Below are 19,759 nucleotides of genomic sequence, written 5' to 3'. Positions count from 1 at the left end.
CATCGGGGGCGTCTTGCTAGGGCTTTTTCAAGCGTTTTCGCTGCGCTGCGCGCAGATCAACGAGGCGATACGGCTCGGCGATGACGCGCGAGTCAGCAGCCTCGACCGCCATCTCGACGGGCTGGTCGAGGCGATTATCGGCTGCCGCGCCGAAAACCTGCTTTACATTCACATGCAATTGCAGTTCGTCGGTTGCCTGATCGATCAGTACGCCGATGACAGCGACTATGTGCGAGAGCACGTGAAGCTGCTTTCGCACCTGATGGAGCAGTATTTCGGAACGCCTTCGCCGCAGTGGCGCATGACCGCGCCGGTTCCCGAGCCGATTTCAGTTCCGGGCGCCTATGTTCCGAACACCGACAATGGGAACTTCCTCAACGCGGCCATCCTCGAGGCGATACCCGACCGCGTGGCGGTTCTGACCCGAGACTACCGCTATCTCTATTCGAATGCGGCCAACTCCCACTATCTCGGCAAGAAGCCAATGGAGATGATCGGGCGCCACATCATGGAGTTCATCGGCGAGAAGCGCTTCAATGATTGCGTGAAGGCCAAGCTTGACGCCTGCTTCGGCGGCGAGGGCTCTGAGCATTCCTACGAGCGGAAGAGCAGCGCGCTTGTCGAGGACATGCGCTGCCGCATGTCGCCGCTTAGGGACGCGTCCGGCAGCGTTATCGGCGCGCTGATCATTCTCGAAAAGCGCGGCGCGAAGGCGGTTACGCTCGCCGCCTGATCAGGCACGTGTCCACACCGCGAGCTCATAGCCATCGGGATCGCCGAAATGGAAGCGGCGACCGCCGGGAAAGCCGGTAATCGGTCGGATGATCTTGCCCCCGGCGCTTTCGACGCTGGCAAGCGAGGCCTCGAGATCATCCGCGTAGAGGATCACCAGCGGTCCGCCCGGGCGGGGCTTCTCCAGATTGGTGAACCCTCCGGTCAGCCGGCCGTCGCTGAACTCGCAATAGTTCGGCCCGTAATCCTTGAACTGCCAGCCAAAGGCACGGCCATAAAAGGCCTTCGTCGCTTCGATGTCGGTCACGTTGAACTCGACATAGTCTATCCGTTGCACGTCGCTGATGGTGGTCATCGTGTGTCTCCGTTTTCCGTCAGAGACCTCAGGCTCTCGAGGTCACGTGCGACATGCGCCGCATCCGCTTCGAACTGCTCGTCGGTCATATCAGGGAGGCGTAGCAGCGTGAACATGACGACACAACCATCGCCGTTCGGGACGACGCGCAGGGCGTTGTAGACCCGCAGGCCGCTTTCGATCGTGACTGTGTGATCGATCACGCCGAAGGCATTCTTCGGCACGAAGCTGACCCGCGCCGTACCGAGGACGCCTTCGGCGATCCAGTCGTCGCCGTCGGGTTTCAGGCCGGATGCAAGACCCGACGCCCAAAGCGGCATGTTCACAGGCTCGCTGGCGAAGGCGTAGACGTCCTGCCAGTTGCGGTCGATGGATTGGTGGATAATTCTGACGGGCATTATTGTCATTGTCGTTCTCGCATGGACTGACGGATCGTAACGCTGCCTGCTCGTCCGGTATTGAAGAAAACGGTCATGACGCCTGCGTGGCGGTCGAAGGTGCCGCCTGACGCTGTAGCTCTAACGGCGTCATGCTTGATAGCTCCCGAACGTCGCGGTTCATGTGCGCCTGGTCGCTGTAGCCTACGGTAAAGGCAATCTCGGCAAGCGATGCCGATGGCGATGATCGCAGCAGCGAGAGCAGCCGCTGGAACCGCCTGATGCGCGACAAGGTTTTCGCGCCGTATCCGAAATAGTGACGGCAGCGACGCCGGAGTTGTCGTTCTCCAATGCCGATGTCCGCCAGGAGCCGATCAGTGAGGTCGTCGGTCGAATGTGCGGTCGCGATGCCAAAGGCATGGCGGATATCATCCGGCGGCGGGGAATGTTCTCCCGCCTCCTTTTCCAACACCAGTTGCAGCAGCCGGAGCCTCTCCTGGTTATCACCGCAATCGGAGAGCTGTTGCCCAAGTGTACGCGCCCTCGTTCCCCAGAAATCCTCAAGCGGAACGGACTGCCCGACGATCTCGGACAGCGCTACTCCCAGCCATCCAGCTGCGGATCCGGGCGCAAAGCGAGCCCCGACGACCTCCGCACCCATCGGCATGTCAGGGAACGCGCTTGTGCGATCAGGGCCGGCAACCATGACGCGCCCGGCGATCCAGACAAGGTCGCAATAGCCGTCGGGCACGATCGCAACCCTGCCGCTGGAGGCAATGTTATGCGACCAGAGGCAATGGAAGTGGCCCGCCAGCTGACGCTCCGCGGGCTGCTCGCGGTAGCTGCCGGCGCGCGTTACAAGCGTTGCGGGCGCCTGTCTTTCCTGACTTGCCATCAAACCCTCCCGTTGGGCTTTTGCGGGGATATGGCGCAGTTTGCATTGCGCGCAATACGAGGCCAATTCGAAGCCGAATCGAACTTGCCGTTTGAGCCAGACAGTGCCACAACACCGGTCCAAAATGACTCATCGGAGGTGTATCGTGGAAAAGGCAGAAATCGGGCTTATCGGCCTTGCGGTCATGGGTTCCAACCTGGCGCTCAACATCGCGGAAAAAGGCAACAAGATCGCGGTCTTCAACCGCACTCTCGAAAAGACGGATGAGTTCTACGAGAGCGCCGGCGATCTGAAGAAGCAGATCATTCCCTGCAAGACGATCGAGGAGTTCGTCGAGGCGATCCGCCCGCCGCGCCCGATCATCATCATGATCAAGGCCGGTGAAGCCGTCGACCAGCAGATGGAGCTTCTGCGTCCTTACCTGTCCAAGGGCGACATCATGATCGATGCCGGCAACGCCAATTTCCGCGACACCATCGCCCGCTTCGACCGGCTGAAGAACACCGAACTGACCTTCATCGGCATGGGTGTCTCCGGTGGCGAGGAAGGTGCGCGTCATGGCCCGTCGATCATGGTCGGTGGCACGGAAGAGAGCTGGAAGCGCGTCGAGCCGGTGCTGACCTCGATCGCCGCCAAGTACAAGGGTGACCCGTGCGTTGCCTGGCTTGGCAATGACGGTGCCGGCCACTTCGTCAAGACGATCCACAACGGCATCGAATATGCCGACATGCAGATGATCGCCGAAATCTACGGCATCCTGCGTGACGGCCTCGGCAAGAGCGCCAAGGACATCTCCGGCATCTTCGGCGACTGGAACAAGGGTCGCCTGAACTCCTACCTGATCGAGATCTCCGAGAAGGTTCTGGCCGCAACGGATCCGATCTCCGGCGGCGCGATGGTCGACATGATCCTCGACAAGGCCGGCCAGAAGGGCACCGGCAAGTGGTCGGCGATCGAAGCGCAGAACATGGGCATTCCGGCAACGGCGATTGAAGCGGCGGTTGCCGCCCGCAGCCTGTCGTCGATGAAGACCGAGCGTGAAGCCGCCGAAAAGATCTTCGGCAAGCCGGAATACAAGTTCCCGATCGCCTACGGTCCCGAGCTCGTCAAGGATCTGGAGTTGGCGCTGTTCGCCGCCAAGATCGGCGCTTACGCACAGGGCTTCGCGGTGATGGCGGAAGCCTCGCGCGAGTTCAACTGGTCGCTGCCGATGCCTGTCATCGCCAAGATCTGGCGCGATGGCTGCATCATTCGCTCACAGTTCCTCGATGAGATCACCTCGGCCTTTACGAAGGCGCCTGACGTTGCGAACCTGATCGTGACGCCTGCTTTCTCCGAGATGGTCAAGGAATCGCTGCCAGCGCTGCGTCGCGTCGTCGGCGCTGCGCTTCAGGCGGGCCTGCCGGTTCCGGCGCTCACCTCGGCGCTGACGTACTTCGACGCCTACCGCCAGGGCCGTGGCACTGCCAACCTGATCCAGGCGCAGCGCGACTTCTTCGGCGCCCACGGCTTCGACCGCCTCGACGGCAAGGACTTCCACCACGGCCCATGGGGCAGCGGTGCTGCCACGTTCTAAGGTCGGGGCTTTGAATGACTTAAATAAGCCGGGCCATTGGGTCCGGCTTATCTGTTTGTGGTGAGTGTCGTACTCGCCGACGTTCAGAATTGAATGTCGGCTGCGGGACGGACGAGGATCCTGGCGTTGCCAGCGTCGAAATCGTCGAGCGTTTCATTGTGGTGTGCGACGATATCCGCGAAATCAAGCGTTCCCGAATCGCCTGTCGTGTGGCCGTCGGCAATCAGCGTGACATCGTATCCCAATGAGACCGCACGCCTGACAGTCGTGTCGACGCAGAATTGTGTCATGCAACCGCCGACAATCAGATGCATCACACCTCGCTCCGCAAGCCTGTCCGCAAGATCCGTTTCGAAGAACGAGTCCGAGCTCTTCTTGTGAACGACGGTGTCGCCATCGACCGGGGAAAGCTCAGGCCGGATCGCCCAGCCGTCGGTGTTCATCGCCAGTCGATGCCCGGGCGCCCCGTCGTGCTGAACGAGAACGACCGGTATCCCGGCGCTGCGGGCGTCGGCTCGGAGCGATTGCAGTCGTGAGACGGTGCTATCCAGTGCGGCATCAAGGATCGGCTGGCGCTCGGGCGTGCCTTTCCCCGATAGAATTGCATTCTGAACGTCGATGATCAGCAGCGCCGTTGTCATGGTTGGTCTCTGCATTGGTCGTTGAAGGTCGCCATCTGGTGTGCGGGCGAGCTATTTGCCTTTCCGCGACCAGACGGGTTGGCTGATACTCTGCAGCAATTCAGGCTCGATGCCGTCGATGCGCGCGATGACGGCCTTTGCCATCTCCCGGCCGGCATGCCGGACATCTTCATAGGCGGTAATGATCTCGGGGCGGATCCAGTTGAGGATAGGCGCCGATTCCTTGGAGACCATGTCGACATCGCGGCCCAAGTGTTTACCGGCCGCCTCTATGCCGGCATTGACGGCGATGGCGGCGCTGCCGGCGGAGCAGACGATACCGTCAGGCGCATTTGGCGCACGCATCATTACTTCGACGGCGTTGCGGATTTCTTCGAGCGTATTGTCGATCGTGACGCGCAGCGGCACTTCTTCGGCGCCGTAGTCATGCAGTCCTGTCTGAAAGCCGATGCGCATATGCGTGTAATAGGTCAGCTTGCTTGGCGGCTGGAGAAGGGCGATGCGCTTGCGTCCGCGCCCGACCAGCTTCTCGACGGCCTGATGGGCGAAAGCCTCGTTGTCGAAATCGTGGAAGGGGTGGGTGAGGCCAGCATCGGTGCGCCCGTGCGTGGCAAAGGGCATGTTGTGTTCGGCCAGCAGGCGGACGCGCGGGTCGTCGGGCTCTATGCGTGAGATGATGACGCCGTCAGCCGATCCCGTTTCCAGGATGTAGCGCACCGGCAGCATCGGGTCCTTGCTGTGGGAGTGCGGCGTTACGACGATATGGTAAGGCGTGCCGGTCAGCACTTCCGAGATGCCGAACACCATCTGGCTGCTGAAGCCCATGATCTCCTCGTCGATGCTGAGGACGAGGGCGATGACGTTTGTCTTGCCTGTGCGAAGGCGCACGCCGGCGCGGTTCGGCTGGTAGCCGAGTTGGCGCGCGACCATCCGCACGCGTTCCTTGGTTTCCGCGCCGATATCGGGGGCATCCTTCAAGGCGCGGGAGACCGTCGTCACGCCGAGCCCGGTCATGAAGGCAATCGTTTTCAGTGTCGGCCGTTCCCGAGTGACCTCGGAGGTCGTTCCTCCAAAATTTGCTTTGTTTTCCATGCCTCTAGGCCGTCCTGCGCGATTTGGTCCCGCTTATAGTGTCTTTTGGAAGCGCTGTAAGCCCAAAGAACGCAAAGCGGCTCCTCCCTCAAGGCGCAAAATCTGTAACGATACAGTAGAAATGTCGAGCGGTTTTTTCTCGATGGTGAAATGAGTGCTCTCAATGGTTGAAATCGTCGTTTTTGCTCGGATTTTTTGCGCTTGCGAACAGGAATTTGCAGGATATCTCGATGTTTCGTGAAAAATACCATTTAAAATCAGCATTTTATATTGCTTGTGCGTTTGCTCAGTCGGCTGCTTACGCCTGAGGCGACCTGTTCAAAATGAGTGCTTTTCGACAGGCATTGGTATTAAAGCACAGTCATCGAGAAAATTTTCGAGGGTGGCTGTTGCGCCCCAATATCGATTGAACTAAGTTTTTCCGGCAACGTTTCAGTGAGGGAGGAGAACTCATGAATTTTCGTTTGATGGCGGCTGCGCTCGCCGCTTCCGTCGTGCTGCCGCTCGGTGCGGCGAACGCGACCGATCTTGAAGTCACGCATTGGTGGACATCCGGTGGCGAAGCCGCTGCCGTGGCTGAACTCGCCAAGGCATTCGACGCGACCGGCAACCACTGGGTTGACGGCGCTATCGCCGGTTCCGGCGGCACCGCGCGTCCGATCATGGTCAGCCGCATCACCGGCGGCGATCCGATGGGCGCTACCCAGTTCAACCATGGCCGTCAGGCCGAGGAACTGGTGCAGTCCGGCCTGATGCGCGACCTGACCGATGTCGCCACCGCCGAGCACTGGAAGGACATCATTCGTCCGGCAAGCCTGCTCGACAGCTGCACGATCGACGGCAAGATCTATTGCGCTCCTGTCAATATCCACTCCTGGCAGTGGCTGTGGCTTTCGAACGCTGCCTTCAAGAAGGCCGGCGTCGAAGTGCCGAAGAACTGGGATGAGTTCGTCGCTGCCGCACCGGCACTCGAAAAGGCCGGCATCGTGCCGCTCGCCGTCGGTGGTCAGCCGTGGCAGGCAACAGGCGCGTTCGACGTGCTGTTGGTCGCAATCGCCGGCAAGGATACCTTCTACAAGGTGTTCAAGGACAAGGATGCCGACGTAGCTGCTGGTCCCGAGATCGCTAAGGTCTTCAAGGCTGCAGACGACGCCCGCAAGATGTCGAAGGGCAGCAATGTCCAGGATTGGAACCAGGCAACCAATCTGGTCATCACCGGCAAGGCCGGCGGCCAGATCATGGGTGACTGGGCACAGGGCGAATTCGCGCTGGCCGGCCAGAAGGCTGGCACCGACTACACCTGCCTTCCGGGCCTCGGCGTGAACGAGATCATCTCTACCGGTGGTGATGCCTTCTACTTCCCGAAGCTCAAGGATGAAGCAAAGTCGAAAGCGCAGGACGTACTCGCCAAGACGCTGCTCGACCCCACGACCCAGGTTGCCTTCAACCTGAAGAAGGGCTCGCTGCCGGTTCGCGGCGACGTTGACCTCGCAGCCGCCAACGACTGCATGAAGAAGGGTCTCGAGATCCTGAAAAAGGGCAACGTGATCGAAGGCACCGACCAGCTGCTTTCGGCCGACAGCCAGAAGCAGAAGGAAGACCTCTTCTCGGAGTTCTTCGCCAATCCGTCGATGACGCCTGAAGCTGCCCAGAAGCGCTTCGCTGAAATCATCGGCTCTGCCGACTGATCGTCGCATTCCGATACTGTTGCGGTCCGGCTCCGTTTCGACGGAGCCGGATTTGCCCGGAACTCTCTGAGTGACCCGGCTGCGGCAGTGATCGAGACTGAAATGGACCGATGAGGGCATTCAGTCTCCAGACGGGAGTGAAAAGAGGAGCTGACCGGAGACGGTCCGCGCTCTGGATCACAGAGGACTTGCGATTCAGGAGGAGTCACAATGACGGGTCAAGCGAAAGCAGGCCGGCCAAACCAGTTACTGCGCAATCTGAACTCGAAGATTGCGTCGATCCCCATGATCCTGACCGCCGTGGTCATCTTTCTCGGCGGCACGGTGTGGACGGTGTTCTACTCATTCACCAACTCGAAGCTCCTTCCACGGTTGAGCTTCGTCGGTTTCGACCAGTACAAGCGCCTCTGGGCTGCACCACGCTGGATCGTCTCCATCGAGAATCTTGCCGTCTACGGCGTTCTATCCCTCATCTTCAGCCTCGTCATCGGCTTCACGCTGGCGGCGCTGATGGATCAGAAGATCCGGTTCGAGAATGCGTTCCGGACGATCTTCCTTTATCCCTTCGCGCTGTCCTTCATCGTCACCGGCCTTGTCTGGCAGTGGGTACTCAATCCCGAATTCGGCGTGCAGTCGGTGGTGCGTTCGCTCGGCTGGACGAGCTTCACCTTCGATCCGCTCTATACGCCAAGCATCGTCATCTACGGCGTGCTGATCGCGGCTCTCTGGCAGGGAACGGGCCTTGTCATGTGCCTGATGCTCGCCGGCCTGCGCGGGATCGACGAGGACATCTGGAAGGCCTCGCGCGTCGACGGCATTCCGATGTGGAAGACCTATCTGTTCATTGTCATCCCCATGATGCGTCCCGTCTTCATCACGACGCTCGTGATCATCGCGTCCGGTATCGTCAAGGTCTACGACCTCGTGGTGGCGCAGACGTCGGGTGGACCGGGCATCTCGTCGGAAGTGCCGGCCAAGTATGTCTACGACTACATGTTCCAGGCGCAGAACCTGGGGCAGGGCTTCGCCGCCTCGACCATGATGCTAATCACGGTCGCGATCATCATCATTCCATGGGCTTATCTGGAATTCGGGGGAGGGCGTAAACGTGCCTGATACCATCGCTCTCAAGACCGCCGAGGTCGCACTGGCACCGGTCAAGTCCTTCGACGGACCGAACGGCAAGAAGCCGAAGCGGGTGCTCTCGCCGCGCAACATCATGCTCTACGGCACGCTGTTCGTTGCTGCCGCCTATTACCTGCTGCCGCTCTACGTGATGATCGTCACGTCGCTGAAGGGGATGCCCGAGATTCGTATGGGCAACATCTTCTCGCCGCCGATGGAGATCACCTTCGAGCCGTGGGTGAAGGCCTGGGCGACGGCCTGCACCGGCTTGAACTGCGACGGTCTTTCGCGCGGTTTCTGGAATTCGGTGCGCATCACCGTACCATCCGTCATCGCGTCGATCGCCATTGCCTCGGTCAACGGCTATGCGCTCGCCAACTGGCGCTTCAAGGGCTCGGAACTGTTCTTCTCGATCCTCGTGATAGGGGCGTTCATTCCCTACCAGGTGATGATCTATCCGATCGTCATCGTGCTGCGCGAACTCGGCATCTACGGGACGCTGACCGGGCTGATCATCGTGCACTCGATCTTCGGCATGCCGATCCTGACGCTGCTCTTCCGCAACTACTTCGCGTCGCTGCCGCAGGAGTTGTTCAAGGCCGCGCGTATCGACGGGGCAGGGTTCTGGCAGATCTTCCTGAAGATCATGGTGCCGATGTCGCTGCCGATCTTCGTCGTCGCCATGATCCTGCAGGTCACCGGCATCTGGAACGACTTCCTGTTCGGCGTCGTCTTTACCAGGCCGGAGTACTACCCGATGACCGTGCAGCTCAACAACATCGTCAATTCCGTCCAGGGCGTGAAGGAATACAACGTCAACATGGCCGCAACGATCCTCACGGGTCTGGTGCCGCTCGTTGTCTACTTCGTCTCGGGACGTCTGTTCGTCCGTGGCATTGCCGCCGGCGCAGTGAAAGGCTGATCCATGAATTCGAGCGTTTCCATCAAAGACCTTTCGCTGAACTTCGGTTCTGTCAGCGTCCTCAAGGATCTCAATCTCGAGATCAATGACGGCGAGTTCCTGGTGCTGCTCGGCTCGTCCGGCTGCGGCAAGTCGACCCTGCTCAACTGCATCGCCGGCCTGCTCGATATCAGCGAAGGTCAGATCCACATCAAGGGCAAGAACGTCACCTGGGAAGAGCCCAAGGACCGCGGCATCGGCATGGTGTTCCAGTCCTACGCGCTCTACCCGCAGATGACGGTCGAGAAGAACCTCTCCTTCGGCCTGCAGGTCGCCAATATCCCGCAACAGGAGATCGACAAGCGCGTCGCCCGCGCCTCGGAGATCCTGCAGATCCAGCCACTCCTGAAGCGCAAGCCGGCCGAGCTTTCGGGCGGCCAGCGGCAGCGCGTGGCGATCGGCCGTGCGCTGGTGCGCGATGTCGACGTATTCCTGTTCGACGAGCCGCTGTCGAACCTCGACGCCAAGCTGCGCTCGGAGCTGCGCGTCGAGATCAAGCGGCTGCACCAGTCGCTGAAGAACACGATGATCTACGTCACCCACGACCAGATCGAGGCGCTGACGCTTGCCGACCGCATCGCGATCATGAAGAACGGCATCATCCAGCAGCTCGCCGATCCGACGACGATCTACAACAAGCCGCGCAATCTCTTCGTCGCCGGCTTCATCGGCTCGCCGTCGATGAACTTCCTGCGCGGCGAGATCGCCAAGCGGGGCGATGCCACCGTGTTCACCGCCAACGGCGTCGATTTCAACGTCGATGCCTATGAGGCGAGCGGGCCGCTGCAGGCGGGCCGAAAGGTGACGCTCGGCGTGCGGCCGGAGCATATCAAGGTCAACGAGAATCTCGGCGCCGAAGTGCACGACGCCACCGTCGATATCGAGGAGCCGATGGGCGCCGACAACCTGCTCTGGCTGAAGCATGCCGGCCATACGATGTCGGTGCGCATCAACGGTGCCCGCCGCTTCAGCCCGGGTTCACAGGTCAAGCTCGGCTTCGACATGTCGCTGGCGTCGATCTTCGACGCCGAGACGGAACTGCGCCTCTAGACGACTACGCTGCGGGCGGGGCCGCAAAAGCTCCGCCCGTTCTTCCAATCGGCCTTATCGGCCAACCACATTCGGTCGCAGCCCGGTGACGGGTTCTCCCAAGAGCGGCCTGATCGGACAGTGCTATGACATCCTTGCCCACCAACGGGTTCAACCTCGACCTCTCAGGCTCGTGGAAGCTCACCTCCACGGATGGTGAAATCACCGCGCCGATCACGCTTCCCGGCGACGTGCATTCGGCGCTGCATGCCGCCAAGCTCATTCCCGATCCCTATTTCGGCCGCAACGAAGAGGTCGTGCAGTGGGTGGCGCATCGCGACTGGTCGATCGAGCGCAGCTTCACGGTGTCGGAGCCCGATGGCAACTGGTACCTCGATATCGACTATCTCGACACAGTGGCCGCCGTCTTCATCAACGGCTCGCCGGCGCTCGTCGCCGACAACAGTTTCCGCCGCTACCGCCCCGATGTCAGCAGCCATCTGAAATCCGGCGAGAACATCATCCGCATCGTGCTGCATTCGAGCATCGCGGCGGGTGCGGACCGTCAGGGCAAGCAGCCGTTCTACATTCCTTATTCGACCGGCAACTCGCCGATCCCCAACGGTAACATGCTGCGCAAGCCGCAGTGCCATTTCGGTTGGGACTGGAATATCGCGATTGCACCACTCGGGCTTTACGGCACGATCGCGTTGCGCCGTCTCGACACCGCCCGTATCGAGCACGTCACCACCCAGCAGGTGCACAATCTCGACGGCTCCGTCGATCTCAAGGTCACGGCGACGCTGTTCTCTAAGAACCCCGGCATCGTTCCCGTACATTTCTCGCTCGACGGCGAGCGCGTTCGGCTCGATGTCGGCGTTGGCGCCGGCGAGACCGTCGTCAACCACGTGTTCGAGATCGACAAGCCGCGCCTCTGGTGGCCGGCGGGTAGCGGCGATCAGGCGCTCTATGCGCTGACCGTCGATCTGCCTTCCGATGCGGTCACCAAGCAGATCGGTCTTCGCACCGTCGAGCTCATCACCACACCTGACGCCGCCGGTGCCCGTTTCGCGCTGAAGGTCAACGGCCGCGAGATCTTCTGCCGCGGCGCCAACTGGATCCCGGCCGACGCGCTGTTTTCGCTGTCGTCGCCGGAGAAGACCGAGGACCTGCTGCAATCGGCCAAGTCCGCCAACATGAACATGATCCGCGTCTGGGGCGGCGGGTTCTATGAGCATGATCATTTCTACGATCTCTGCGACCGCCTGGGCCTCATGGTCTGGCAGGACTTCATGTTCGCCTGCAATCTCTATCCCTCGACCGAGGACTTCCTCGACAATGTCGCGCTCGAGGTCGACTATCAGGTTCGCCGCCTGAACTCGCATCCGTCGATTGCGCTCTGGTGCGGTGACAACGAGCTGGTGGGCGCGCTCACCTGGTTCGAGGAATCGCGCAAGGATCGTGACCGCTATCTCGTCTCCTACGACCGCCTCAACCGGGTGATCGAGCAGGCGATGAAGAAGGCTGTGCCGGATGCGATCTGGTGGCCGTCGAGCCCTGCCTCGGGCTATCTCGATTTCGGCGATGCCTGGCATGCCGACGGCTCCGGCGACATGCACTACTGGTCGGTCTGGCACGAGAACAAGTCATTCGACAATTACCGTTCCGTTCGCCCGCGCTTCTGCTCGGAATTCGGCTTCCAGTCCTACACCTCGCTGCCCGTCATCAAGACCTATGCCGATGCCAAGGACATGAACGTCGCGTCGCCGGTCATGGAGCTGCACCAGAAGAACGCCGGTGGCAACGAGCGCATTGCCGGCACGATGTTCCGCTATTTCCGCTTCCCGAAGGATTTCCCGAACTTCGTCTATCTCAGCCAGATCCAGCAGGGTCTCGCGATCAAGACGGCGGTGGAATACTGGCGGTCGCTGAAGCCGCATTGCATGGGCACGATCTACTGGCAGCTCAACGACACCTGGCCTGTGGCGTCGTGGTCGAGCCTTGATTACGGCGGTCGCTGGAAGGCGATGCACTATCTGGTCAAGCGCTTCTTCCAGCCGGTCGCGGTCGCCGCCATCCCATCCGACGACGGCAAGCAGATCCGCTTTTCGCTGGTCAACGACACGCTTGATGATGTCAGCGTCGACCTGTCGATCTCGATCATCGACATGAAGGGCGAGCGCAAGCACCTCAAGGATGTGCAGGCGGTCTGCACGCCCGACGCTGCGGTGACGGCTGCCAGCATCGAGGTGTCCGAGATCCCCTCGGGCACGCTGCTTGCCTGGCGCTTCACGGCATCGAACGGCATGGGCGGCGAGGGGCACTACGTGCACGGCACCTACAAGGCGCTGGAGCTCGAGCCTGCGGGTCTGATGGTTACGCACGAATATGCCGAGGAAGACGGCTCTGTCTGCCTCAACGTCACCGCCAAGGGACTTGCGCTCTTCGTGATGATCGAGACCGACACCGACGGCAAGTATTCCGACAATGCCTTCGATCTGGCGGCGGGCGAGACGCGCCGCATCACCTTCACCCCGGCAAAGCCGCTTACGGGCGGCGCACTACCGGATTTCCGTTTCTACGACCTGCAATCCTGTCAGTCCGTGGATTGATCCTGATTGAAATGAATGGGCACGAGGCCCGAGGAGGATAGTATGACGAAACTGAGTTTCCAGCTTTATAGCGCCCGCAACTTCCAGCCCTATTCGGCGATCTTCGAAAAGCTCGGCAAGGCCGGCTATCAGGAAGTCGAAGGCTTCGGCGGCATCTATGCCGATCTCGACGATGCCGGCCTGAACAGCCTGCGCGCCGAACTCGACAAGAACGGTCTTGTCATGGCGAGCGGCCATTTCAGCCCCGATTTCCTCGACGGTGAAGTCAAGAAGTCGCTGAACATCGCCAAGCTTCTCGGTATGGACTCGATCTATGCGCCGCATCTGGCAGCGGAACAGCGCCCCACCGACGGTGCCGGCTGGTTGGCATTCGGCAAGCGCCTGCAGGAAATGAGCAAGCCCTACAAGGATGCGGGTTACGAGTTCGGCTGGCACAACCACGACTTCGAATTCGTGAAGCTCGCCGACGGTTCGCTGCCGATCGAGCGCATCTTCGAAGGCGCGCCTGACATTTCCTGGGAAGCGGACATCGCCTGGGTCGTTCGTGGCGGCGCGGATCCGTTTGCATGGATCGAAAAGCTCGGCTCGCGCATCACCTCGGCGCACGTCAAGGACATTGCACCGGCTGGCGAGAACAAGAACGAAGACGGCTGGGCGGATGTCGGCCATGGCACGCTTGATTGGGCAAATCTCGTCGCGGCGCTGAAGGGCACCAAGACCAAGCACTACGTCGTCGAGCATGACAATCCGGCCGATGTCGATCGCCTGATCACCCGCTCGATCGCATCCTTCAAGACCTACTGAGGCAAATCATGACCAAGGAACTTGGCGTCGGCATCATCGGATGCGGCAACATCTCCACCACCTACTTCTCGCTGGCCCCGCTCTTCAAGGGCCTCAAGATCGTCGCCTGCGCCGACCTCAATATGCAAGCGGCCGAGGCCCGCGCCGAGGAATACGGCGTCAAGGCGCAGACGATCGACGAGCTTCTCGCCAATGACGAGGTCGACGTCGTCGTCAACCTGACCATCCCGGATGCGCATTTCCCGGTTTCGAAGTCGATCCTTGAAGCCGGCAAGCACGTCTATTCGGAAAAGCCGCTGGTTCTCACCCTCGAGCAGGGTGAGGAGCTGCGTCGCATCGCCAAGGAGAAGAACCTCTCCGTCGGTTGCGCGCCGGACACCTTCCTCGGCGGTGCGCATCAGCTTGCGCGCAAGTTCATCGACGACGGCGGCATCGGCCGCGTCACCTCGGGTGCGTGCTATGTCATGAGCCCGGGCATGGAGATGTGGCATCCGAACCCGGACTTCTTCTTCCTGCCCGGCGGCGGCCCGATCCTCGATCTCGGTCCTTACTACATCGCCAACCTGATCAACCTGATCGGTCCGGTGAAGCGCGTCGGCGCCATGACCTCCATGGCTTCTCCGACCCGTACGATCACCAGCGAGCCACGCAACGGCGAGGTGATCCCGGTGAAGACGCCGACGACGATCCAGGCGATCCTGGAATTCGTCAGCGGTGCGACCGTCACGCTGACGGCAAGCTGGGATGTCTGGTCTCACCGCCACGCCAACATGGAACTCTACGGCACGGAGGGCTCCATCTATGTGCCGGATCCGAACTTCTTCGGCGGCGTCGTAGAGGCCAGCGGCAAGGACAAGGACATCAAGCCGCTCGACGGTTGGGAGCACCCCTTCGGCATCAACAACCAGGAGAGCCCGCAGGGACCGCGCGCCAACTACCGCACCGCCGGCCTTGCCGACATGGCGATGGCGATCATCGAGGGCCGCGATGCGCGTTGCTCGCTCGACCGCACGCTGCACGGTGTCGACGTCATGACGTCGATCCTGAAGTCGGGCGAGGAGGGCCGCTTCATCGAGCTGACGACGACCTGCACGCAGCCGGCCGCACTTGGCATCGAAGAGGCGCAGGCGCTCTTGAAGTAAGTGCCTAAAGGTCTATGGTCCGGCGCGGGCGACGAGCCCGCGCCGCTTCTATACGAGGGATGAATATAATGAGCTGGCAACCGGCTTCCGACCGCTATTCAAAGATGAAGTATAACCGCACGGGCCGCTCCGGCCTGAAGCTGCCGGCCGTTTCGCTTGGCCTCTGGCACAATTTCGGCGGCGACACGCCGCATGACCGCAAGATCGACATGTGCCGCACGGCCTTCGATCTCGGCATCACGCATTTCGACCTCGCCAACAACTACGGTCCGCCGCCCGGCAGCGCCGAAACCGCCTTCGGCGAGATCATGCGCACGGAATTTTCCGGTCTGCGCGACGAACTGATCATCTCGTCCAAGGCTGGCTACGACATGTGGCCGGGTCCTTATGGCGAGTGGGGCAGCCGCAAGTATCTGATCGCGTCCTGCGACCAGAGCCTGAAGCGCATGGGCCTCGACTATGTCGACATCTTCTATTCGCACCGCTTCGACCCGGATACGCCGCTTGAGGAAACCTGCGGTGCGCTCGATCATATCGTTCGTTCGGGCCGTGCGCTCTACGTCGGCATCTCGTCCTACAATTCGCAGCGCACCCGCGAGGCAGCAGCTATCTTGAAGGACCTCGGTACGCCCTGCCTGATCCACCAGCCGAGCTATTCCATGCTCAACCGCTGGGTCGAGGACGACAAGCTGCTCGATACGCTTGACGAGGTCGGCATGGGCTCGATCGTGTTCTCGCCGCTGGCGCAGGGCATGCTGACCACGAAGTATCTCGGCGGTATTCCTGGCGACAGCCGTGCGGCCCAGAACCACTTCCTGAAGAAGGACTTCATCCGTCCGCAGATCATCGACAACATCCGCAAGCTCAACGAGATCGCGGAACGCCGCGGCCAGACGCTGGCGCAGATGGCGATCGCCTGGGTGCTGCGCGGCGACCGCGTGACCTCGGCGCTGATCGGCGCCAGCCGCTCGTCGCAGATCGTCGATTGCGTCAAGGCGCTCGACAATCTCGACTTCACGGCAGAAGAGCTCAAGGAGATCGATGGCTACGCCCGTGAGGCTGACATCAATCTGTGGGCCAAGTCCGCGGAACGCGAGTAACCTGAGCGCCCGGAACGACCTTCCGGGCGTTTTTTGAATGAGTTTTGATGTGCGTGCCGCAAGCTGCGCGCGTATTTCAGGGAGGAGACTTCACCATGATCCGCAACCCTATTCTGCCGGGCTTTAACCCTGACCCATCGATCTGCCGTGTCGGGGATGACTACTACATCGCCACCTCGACATTCGAATGGTATCCCGGCGTCCAGATCCATCATTCGCGCGATCTCGTGAACTGGACGATGGTGCGGCGGCCGCTCGAGCGCCAGTCGCAGCTCGACATGCGCGGTAATCCTGATAGTTGCGGCGTCTGGGCTCCCTGTCTGTCCTACGCCGATGGGCTGTTCTGGCTGGTTTATACCGACGTCAAGCGCTTCGACGGCAACTTCAAGGACGCGCACAACTACATCGTGACTTCGCCAACGGTCGAGGGCGAATGGTCCGAACCGGTCTACGTGAACTCCTCCGGTTTTGACCCGTCGCTGTTCCACGACGATGACGGCCGCAAGTGGTTCCTGAACATGCAGTGGAACCACCGCACCGAAAGCTTCGGCGGCGCGCCGAAGTCGCCTGCGTTCGACGGCATCCTGATGCAGGAATGGGACGCGACGACGAAGTCGCTGAAAGGGCCGATCAAGAACATCTTCGCCGGCAGCCCGCTTGGTCTGGTCGAAGGACCGCATCTCTTCAAGCGCAACGGTTATTACTACCTGACGACTGCCGAGGGCGGCACTGGCTACGATCATGCGGTGACGATGGCGCGTTCGCGCACCATCGACGGTCCCTATGAGATGCATCCGAACAAGCACCTCATCACCGCGAAGGATCATCCGGAAGCGGTTCTGCAGCGGGCAGGGCACGGCCAGTATGTCGAGACGCCTGACGGGCAGGTCTATCACACGCATCTCTGCGGCCGGCCGATGCCGCCGAAGCGCCGCTGCACGCTCGGGCGCGAAACCAGCCTGCAGAAATGCGTCTGGAAGGAGGATGGCTGGCTCTATCTCGAAAATGGCACCACCGTTCCCGATGTCAGCGTGCCGGGACTGGCTGGTGCCGTGCCCGCCGAGAAGCCCATGCGCAGCGAATACAGTTTCGACGGCGGCAGTCTACCTGCCGACTTCCAGTGGCTGCGTACGCCGAAGCCGGAGCGCATCTTCAACCTGACCGACCGGGCAGGGCACTTGCGACTGATCGCGCGCGAAAGCATCGGCTCGTGGTTCGAACAGTCTCTGGTCGCCCGTCGGCAGGAGCATCATAGCTTCCGGGCTGAGACGGTGGTCGAGTTCGACCCCGACACCTACCAGCAGGTCGCCGGCCTGACCCACTATTACAACAGGCACAAGTTCCATGCGATCGGCGTGACCCTGCATGAAAAGCTGGGACGCTGCGTCACGATCTTTTCCTGCGATGGCGATTACCCAAACAGCCGCCTGAGCTTCCCGGCAGGCAGCGGCATCGCCATACCGGCGGAGGGACGCGTGCAGCTCTCCATGGAAATCAGGGACAACGACCTGCAGTTCTTCTGGCAGACGGAAGGCAAGGGGGCGTGGCAGCTGATCGGTCCGGTGCTCGATGCCGGCGTCGTCTCCGATGAAGGCGGGCGCGGCGAGCACGGCTCGTTTACCGGCGCCTTCGCCGGGGTCTTCGCCTTCGATACGTCCGGGCGCGCAAAGACGGCAGATTTCGACTGGTTCAATTACGACGAGCTTTGATCGAGACGCCCGATATCGCCCGGAAACCCGGGCGATATCGCATCTTTTAATTTAGTATATGCTTTTAAGTATTTGTTATAATTACAGAAGTTTAATCTAAGTTTCAGTTTCGGTTCATCTTTTTGGGCCTAGGTTCTGGGCGTGTTCAACACAAAGGAACCTCCCAATGAAAAAGCTCACCACCCTCCTTCTCGCCGCTACCGTGATTGCCGCTCCGCTGCTGGCGACGACCGAAGCGAGCGCCCAGGATCACCGTCGGCCGGTTGTTGTGGAGCGCGATGTTCACGTCAAGAAGTACAAGTGGTCGCGTGGCCACCGCATGACGCCTGCCGAACGCCGCAACATGCGCGACGTGCGCGATTATCATCGCTACCGCCTGTCGCCTCCGCCACGCGGCTATCGCTGGGTGCAGGTCGATCGAGACTTCCTGCTCATCGGTTCGGGCAGCGTGATTGCGAATATCGTCATTCGCTAAGCGCCATGCTTGATATGTGGAGGGGCGGCTTGAATGCCGCCCTTCTGATTCAATCGGGTGTCTGTTTGCGCAGGAACCGTTGCACCGCGGCGGCCACCCGAACCAAGGCTCCTGTCGGAGCTTCCGCTCGTGGTGGCGCAGCCAATTCCTCAATCGGTGGCAGGGGCTCACATTCCTCGCAGTGATAGCGATAGGGTTTCGGAACTTGCGTCGTCACGCCACGCGCTCTTCCCAACTCGCGAAGGGATCCGGCAGCCCGCGCCATTTTTCGGGTACGAAGGTCTGCTCTGGCACAAGGCAGGCATCGAGCTGCCGCCGTATCCAATCCTCGTCCATGGGATCACTGCCTATGAAGACGATTTCCTGCCGGCGGTCGCCCCAGATGGGGTCGAGATAGGGCGATATGGCCGTCAGGAAGCGTTCGTCGTCCGGCCATCGCTCGCGGGGCACAGAGGACCACCAGAGCCCCATCTTGCTCGTCCGCAGCAGCGCCCCGGCCTGGCTGACTTCGCCGACGTGATGCGGGCGCGTCGCGAGCCAGAAGAAACCTTTCGCCCTGACGACGCCAGGCCAGGCGGTATCGAAGAAACGCTGCAGTTTGGCCGGTTCGAAGGGCCGCTTTTCCCGATAGACGAAGGAGCGGATGCCATATTCCTCGGTCTCCGGTACATGGTCGGAAAAGCCATGCAGTTCCTTGTACCAGAGGGGATGCATCTCGGCGCGATCGATGTCGAAGCGTCCCGTTCCCAATACATCGCTGAGGTCGACCTGGCTGAAGTCAGTTTCGACAAGTCTGGCATCGGGATTGAGCCCGACGATGATCTGGCGGGCTGCCTGGCGTTCAGCCGGCGTCGCAGTACCGATCTTGTTGAGGACGATCACATCGGCGAACTCTATCTGCTCGACCAGCAGGTCGATGATCGTCCTGACATCACCATCGCCTGCGGTTTCGCCGCGATCGGCCAGGAAGTCCGCGGACGAATAGTCAGAGAGCAGGTTGGCGGCGTCGACCACCGTGACCATTGTATCGAGTCTGGCGGTGTCGGAGAGGCTTTCGCCGTTCTCGTCGCGGAAATCGAAGGTCGTCGCAACAGGCAGAGGTTCGGCAATTCCCGTCGCTTCGATCAGGAGGTAATCGAAGCGCCCCTGTTCCGCCAGGTGGCGGACTTCCTTCAGCAGATCGTCACGCAGCGTGCAGCAGATGCAGCCGTTCGTCATCTCCACCAGGGCTTCGTCTGTTCGTGACAGGTTGGCGCCACCATCGCGTACCAGGGCGGCGTCGATGTTGACCTCGCTCATGTCATTGACGATCACGGCGACGCGCAAGCCCTGACGGTTTCCGAGGATATGGTTGAGCAGCGTGGTCTTGCCGGCGCCCAGAAAGCCCGACAGCACCGTTACGGGAAGCTTCGTATTCATTGAATGATCCGATATGTTATATAGTTA

18 protein-coding genes are annotated in these 19,759 nt (G+C 60.9%); 12 read left to right on the top strand and 6 right to left on the bottom strand.

The window, feature by feature from the left end; all coding sequences use genetic code 11:
- Positions 1 to 13 precede the first annotated feature (13 nt).
- Positions 14 to 733 (top strand): PAS domain-containing protein, encoded by a 720-nt coding sequence (locus FZ934_RS08060; protein ID WP_153270642.1) that lies wholly within the window; start codon positions 14 to 16, stop codon positions 731 to 733.
- On the opposite strand, the gene FZ934_RS08055 is transcribed toward FZ934_RS08060, so the two are convergent.
- The 3 genes from FZ934_RS08055 to FZ934_RS08045 all read right to left on the bottom strand — a co-directional run bounded on the left by FZ934_RS08055 (position 734) and on the right by FZ934_RS08045 (position 2,359).
- Positions 734 to 1,087, bottom strand: a complete 354-nt coding sequence (locus FZ934_RS08055) for a VOC family protein (RefSeq protein WP_153270641.1) — start codon at positions 1,085 to 1,087, stop codon at positions 734 to 736.
- Complete coding sequence (locus FZ934_RS08050) at positions 1,084 to 1,494, bottom strand: SRPBCC family protein (RefSeq protein WP_153270640.1); 411 nt, start codon at positions 1,492 to 1,494, stop codon at positions 1,084 to 1,086. The genes FZ934_RS08055 and FZ934_RS08050 overlap by 4 nt, the downstream gene beginning before the upstream one ends.
- Positions 1,495 to 1,558: 64 nt before the next feature.
- Complete coding sequence (locus tag FZ934_RS08045; RefSeq protein WP_153270639.1) at positions 1,559 to 2,359, bottom strand: helix-turn-helix domain-containing protein; 801 nt, start codon at positions 2,357 to 2,359, stop codon at positions 1,559 to 1,561.
- A gap of 124 nt (positions 2,360 to 2,483) precedes the next feature.
- Here FZ934_RS08045 and gndA point away from each other — a divergent pair, with 124 nt between their 5' ends.
- Positions 2,484 to 3,935: an NADP-dependent phosphogluconate dehydrogenase gene (gndA, locus tag FZ934_RS08040; RefSeq protein ID WP_194273771.1), complete on the top strand. Its 1,452-nt coding sequence runs from the start codon at positions 2,484 to 2,486 to the stop codon at positions 3,933 to 3,935.
- A gap of 83 nt (positions 3,936 to 4,018) precedes the next feature.
- On the opposite strand, the gene FZ934_RS08035 is transcribed toward gndA, so the two are convergent.
- Together FZ934_RS08035 and FZ934_RS08030 are read right to left on the bottom strand one after the other, a co-directional pair.
- Complete coding sequence (locus FZ934_RS08035) at positions 4,019 to 4,576, bottom strand: cysteine hydrolase family protein (protein ID WP_153270637.1); 558 nt, start codon at positions 4,574 to 4,576, stop codon at positions 4,019 to 4,021.
- 51 nt (positions 4,577 to 4,627) lie between these two features.
- Positions 4,628 to 5,668: a LacI family transcriptional regulator gene (locus FZ934_RS08030; protein ID WP_153270636.1), complete on the bottom strand. Its 1,041-nt coding sequence runs from the start codon at positions 5,666 to 5,668 to the stop codon at positions 4,628 to 4,630.
- 452 nt (positions 5,669 to 6,120) lie between these two features.
- Between FZ934_RS08030 and FZ934_RS08025 the strand changes: the two genes are divergently transcribed.
- The 10 genes from FZ934_RS08025 (at position 6,121) to FZ934_RS07980 (ending at position 18,313) form a co-directional block, all read left to right on the top strand.
- Complete coding sequence (locus FZ934_RS08025; RefSeq protein ID WP_153270635.1) at positions 6,121 to 7,356, top strand: ABC transporter substrate-binding protein; 1,236 nt, start codon at positions 6,121 to 6,123, stop codon at positions 7,354 to 7,356.
- Between the two features lie 210 nt (positions 7,357 to 7,566).
- Entirely contained in the window at positions 7,567 to 8,472 is a 906-nt protein-coding gene (locus FZ934_RS08020) for a carbohydrate ABC transporter permease (RefSeq protein WP_065694012.1), read from the top strand.
- A gap of 4 nt (positions 8,473 to 8,476) precedes the next feature.
- A complete protein-coding gene (locus FZ934_RS08015) occupies positions 8,477 to 9,403 on the top strand; it encodes a carbohydrate ABC transporter permease (protein ID WP_246737880.1) in 927 nt (308 codons plus the stop codon).
- Between the two features lie 3 nt (positions 9,404 to 9,406).
- Positions 9,407 to 10,492, top strand: a complete 1,086-nt coding sequence (locus FZ934_RS08010) for an ABC transporter ATP-binding protein (RefSeq protein WP_153270633.1) — start codon at positions 9,407 to 9,409, stop codon at positions 10,490 to 10,492.
- Between the two features lie 125 nt (positions 10,493 to 10,617).
- Positions 10,618 to 13,083 carry a beta-mannosidase gene (locus FZ934_RS08005; RefSeq protein ID WP_153270632.1) on the top strand — a complete coding sequence of 822 codons (2,466 nt, stop codon included), beginning with the start codon at positions 10,618 to 10,620 and terminating at the stop codon, positions 13,081 to 13,083.
- Between the two features lie 42 nt (positions 13,084 to 13,125).
- Complete coding sequence (locus FZ934_RS08000; RefSeq protein ID WP_153270631.1) at positions 13,126 to 13,887, top strand: sugar phosphate isomerase/epimerase family protein; 762 nt, start codon at positions 13,126 to 13,128, stop codon at positions 13,885 to 13,887.
- 8 nt (positions 13,888 to 13,895) lie between these two features.
- Positions 13,896 to 15,029, top strand: coding sequence for a Gfo/Idh/MocA family protein (locus FZ934_RS07995; RefSeq protein WP_153270630.1), 1,134 nt, complete (start codon positions 13,896 to 13,898; stop codon positions 15,027 to 15,029).
- 68 nt (positions 15,030 to 15,097) lie between these two features.
- A complete protein-coding gene (gene mgrA / locus FZ934_RS07990; RefSeq protein WP_153270629.1) occupies positions 15,098 to 16,129 on the top strand; it encodes an L-glyceraldehyde 3-phosphate reductase in 1,032 nt (343 codons plus the stop codon).
- A 95-nt stretch (positions 16,130 to 16,224) separates the two neighbouring features.
- Positions 16,225 to 17,838 carry a glycoside hydrolase family 43 protein gene (locus FZ934_RS07985; protein ID WP_153270628.1) on the top strand — a complete coding sequence of 538 codons (1,614 nt, stop codon included), beginning with the start codon at positions 16,225 to 16,227 and terminating at the stop codon, positions 17,836 to 17,838.
- 166 nt (positions 17,839 to 18,004) lie between these two features.
- Complete coding sequence (locus FZ934_RS07980) at positions 18,005 to 18,313, top strand: RcnB family protein (protein WP_153270627.1); 309 nt, start codon at positions 18,005 to 18,007, stop codon at positions 18,311 to 18,313.
- A gap of 213 nt (positions 18,314 to 18,526) precedes the next feature.
- On the opposite strand, the gene FZ934_RS07975 is transcribed toward FZ934_RS07980, so the two are convergent.
- A complete protein-coding gene (locus tag FZ934_RS07975) occupies positions 18,527 to 19,732 on the bottom strand; it encodes a GTP-binding protein (protein WP_153270626.1) in 1,206 nt (401 codons plus the stop codon).
- Positions 19,733 to 19,759: the final 27 nt, after the last annotated feature.

The sequence above is a fragment of the Rhizobium grahamii genome (assembly GCF_009498215.1).
GTDB lineage: Bacteria > Pseudomonadota > Alphaproteobacteria > Rhizobiales > Rhizobiaceae > Rhizobium > Rhizobium grahamii_A.
The sequence above is the reverse complement of the archived record's forward strand: the minus strand, read 5'-3'. Positions and strand labels throughout refer to the sequence as shown.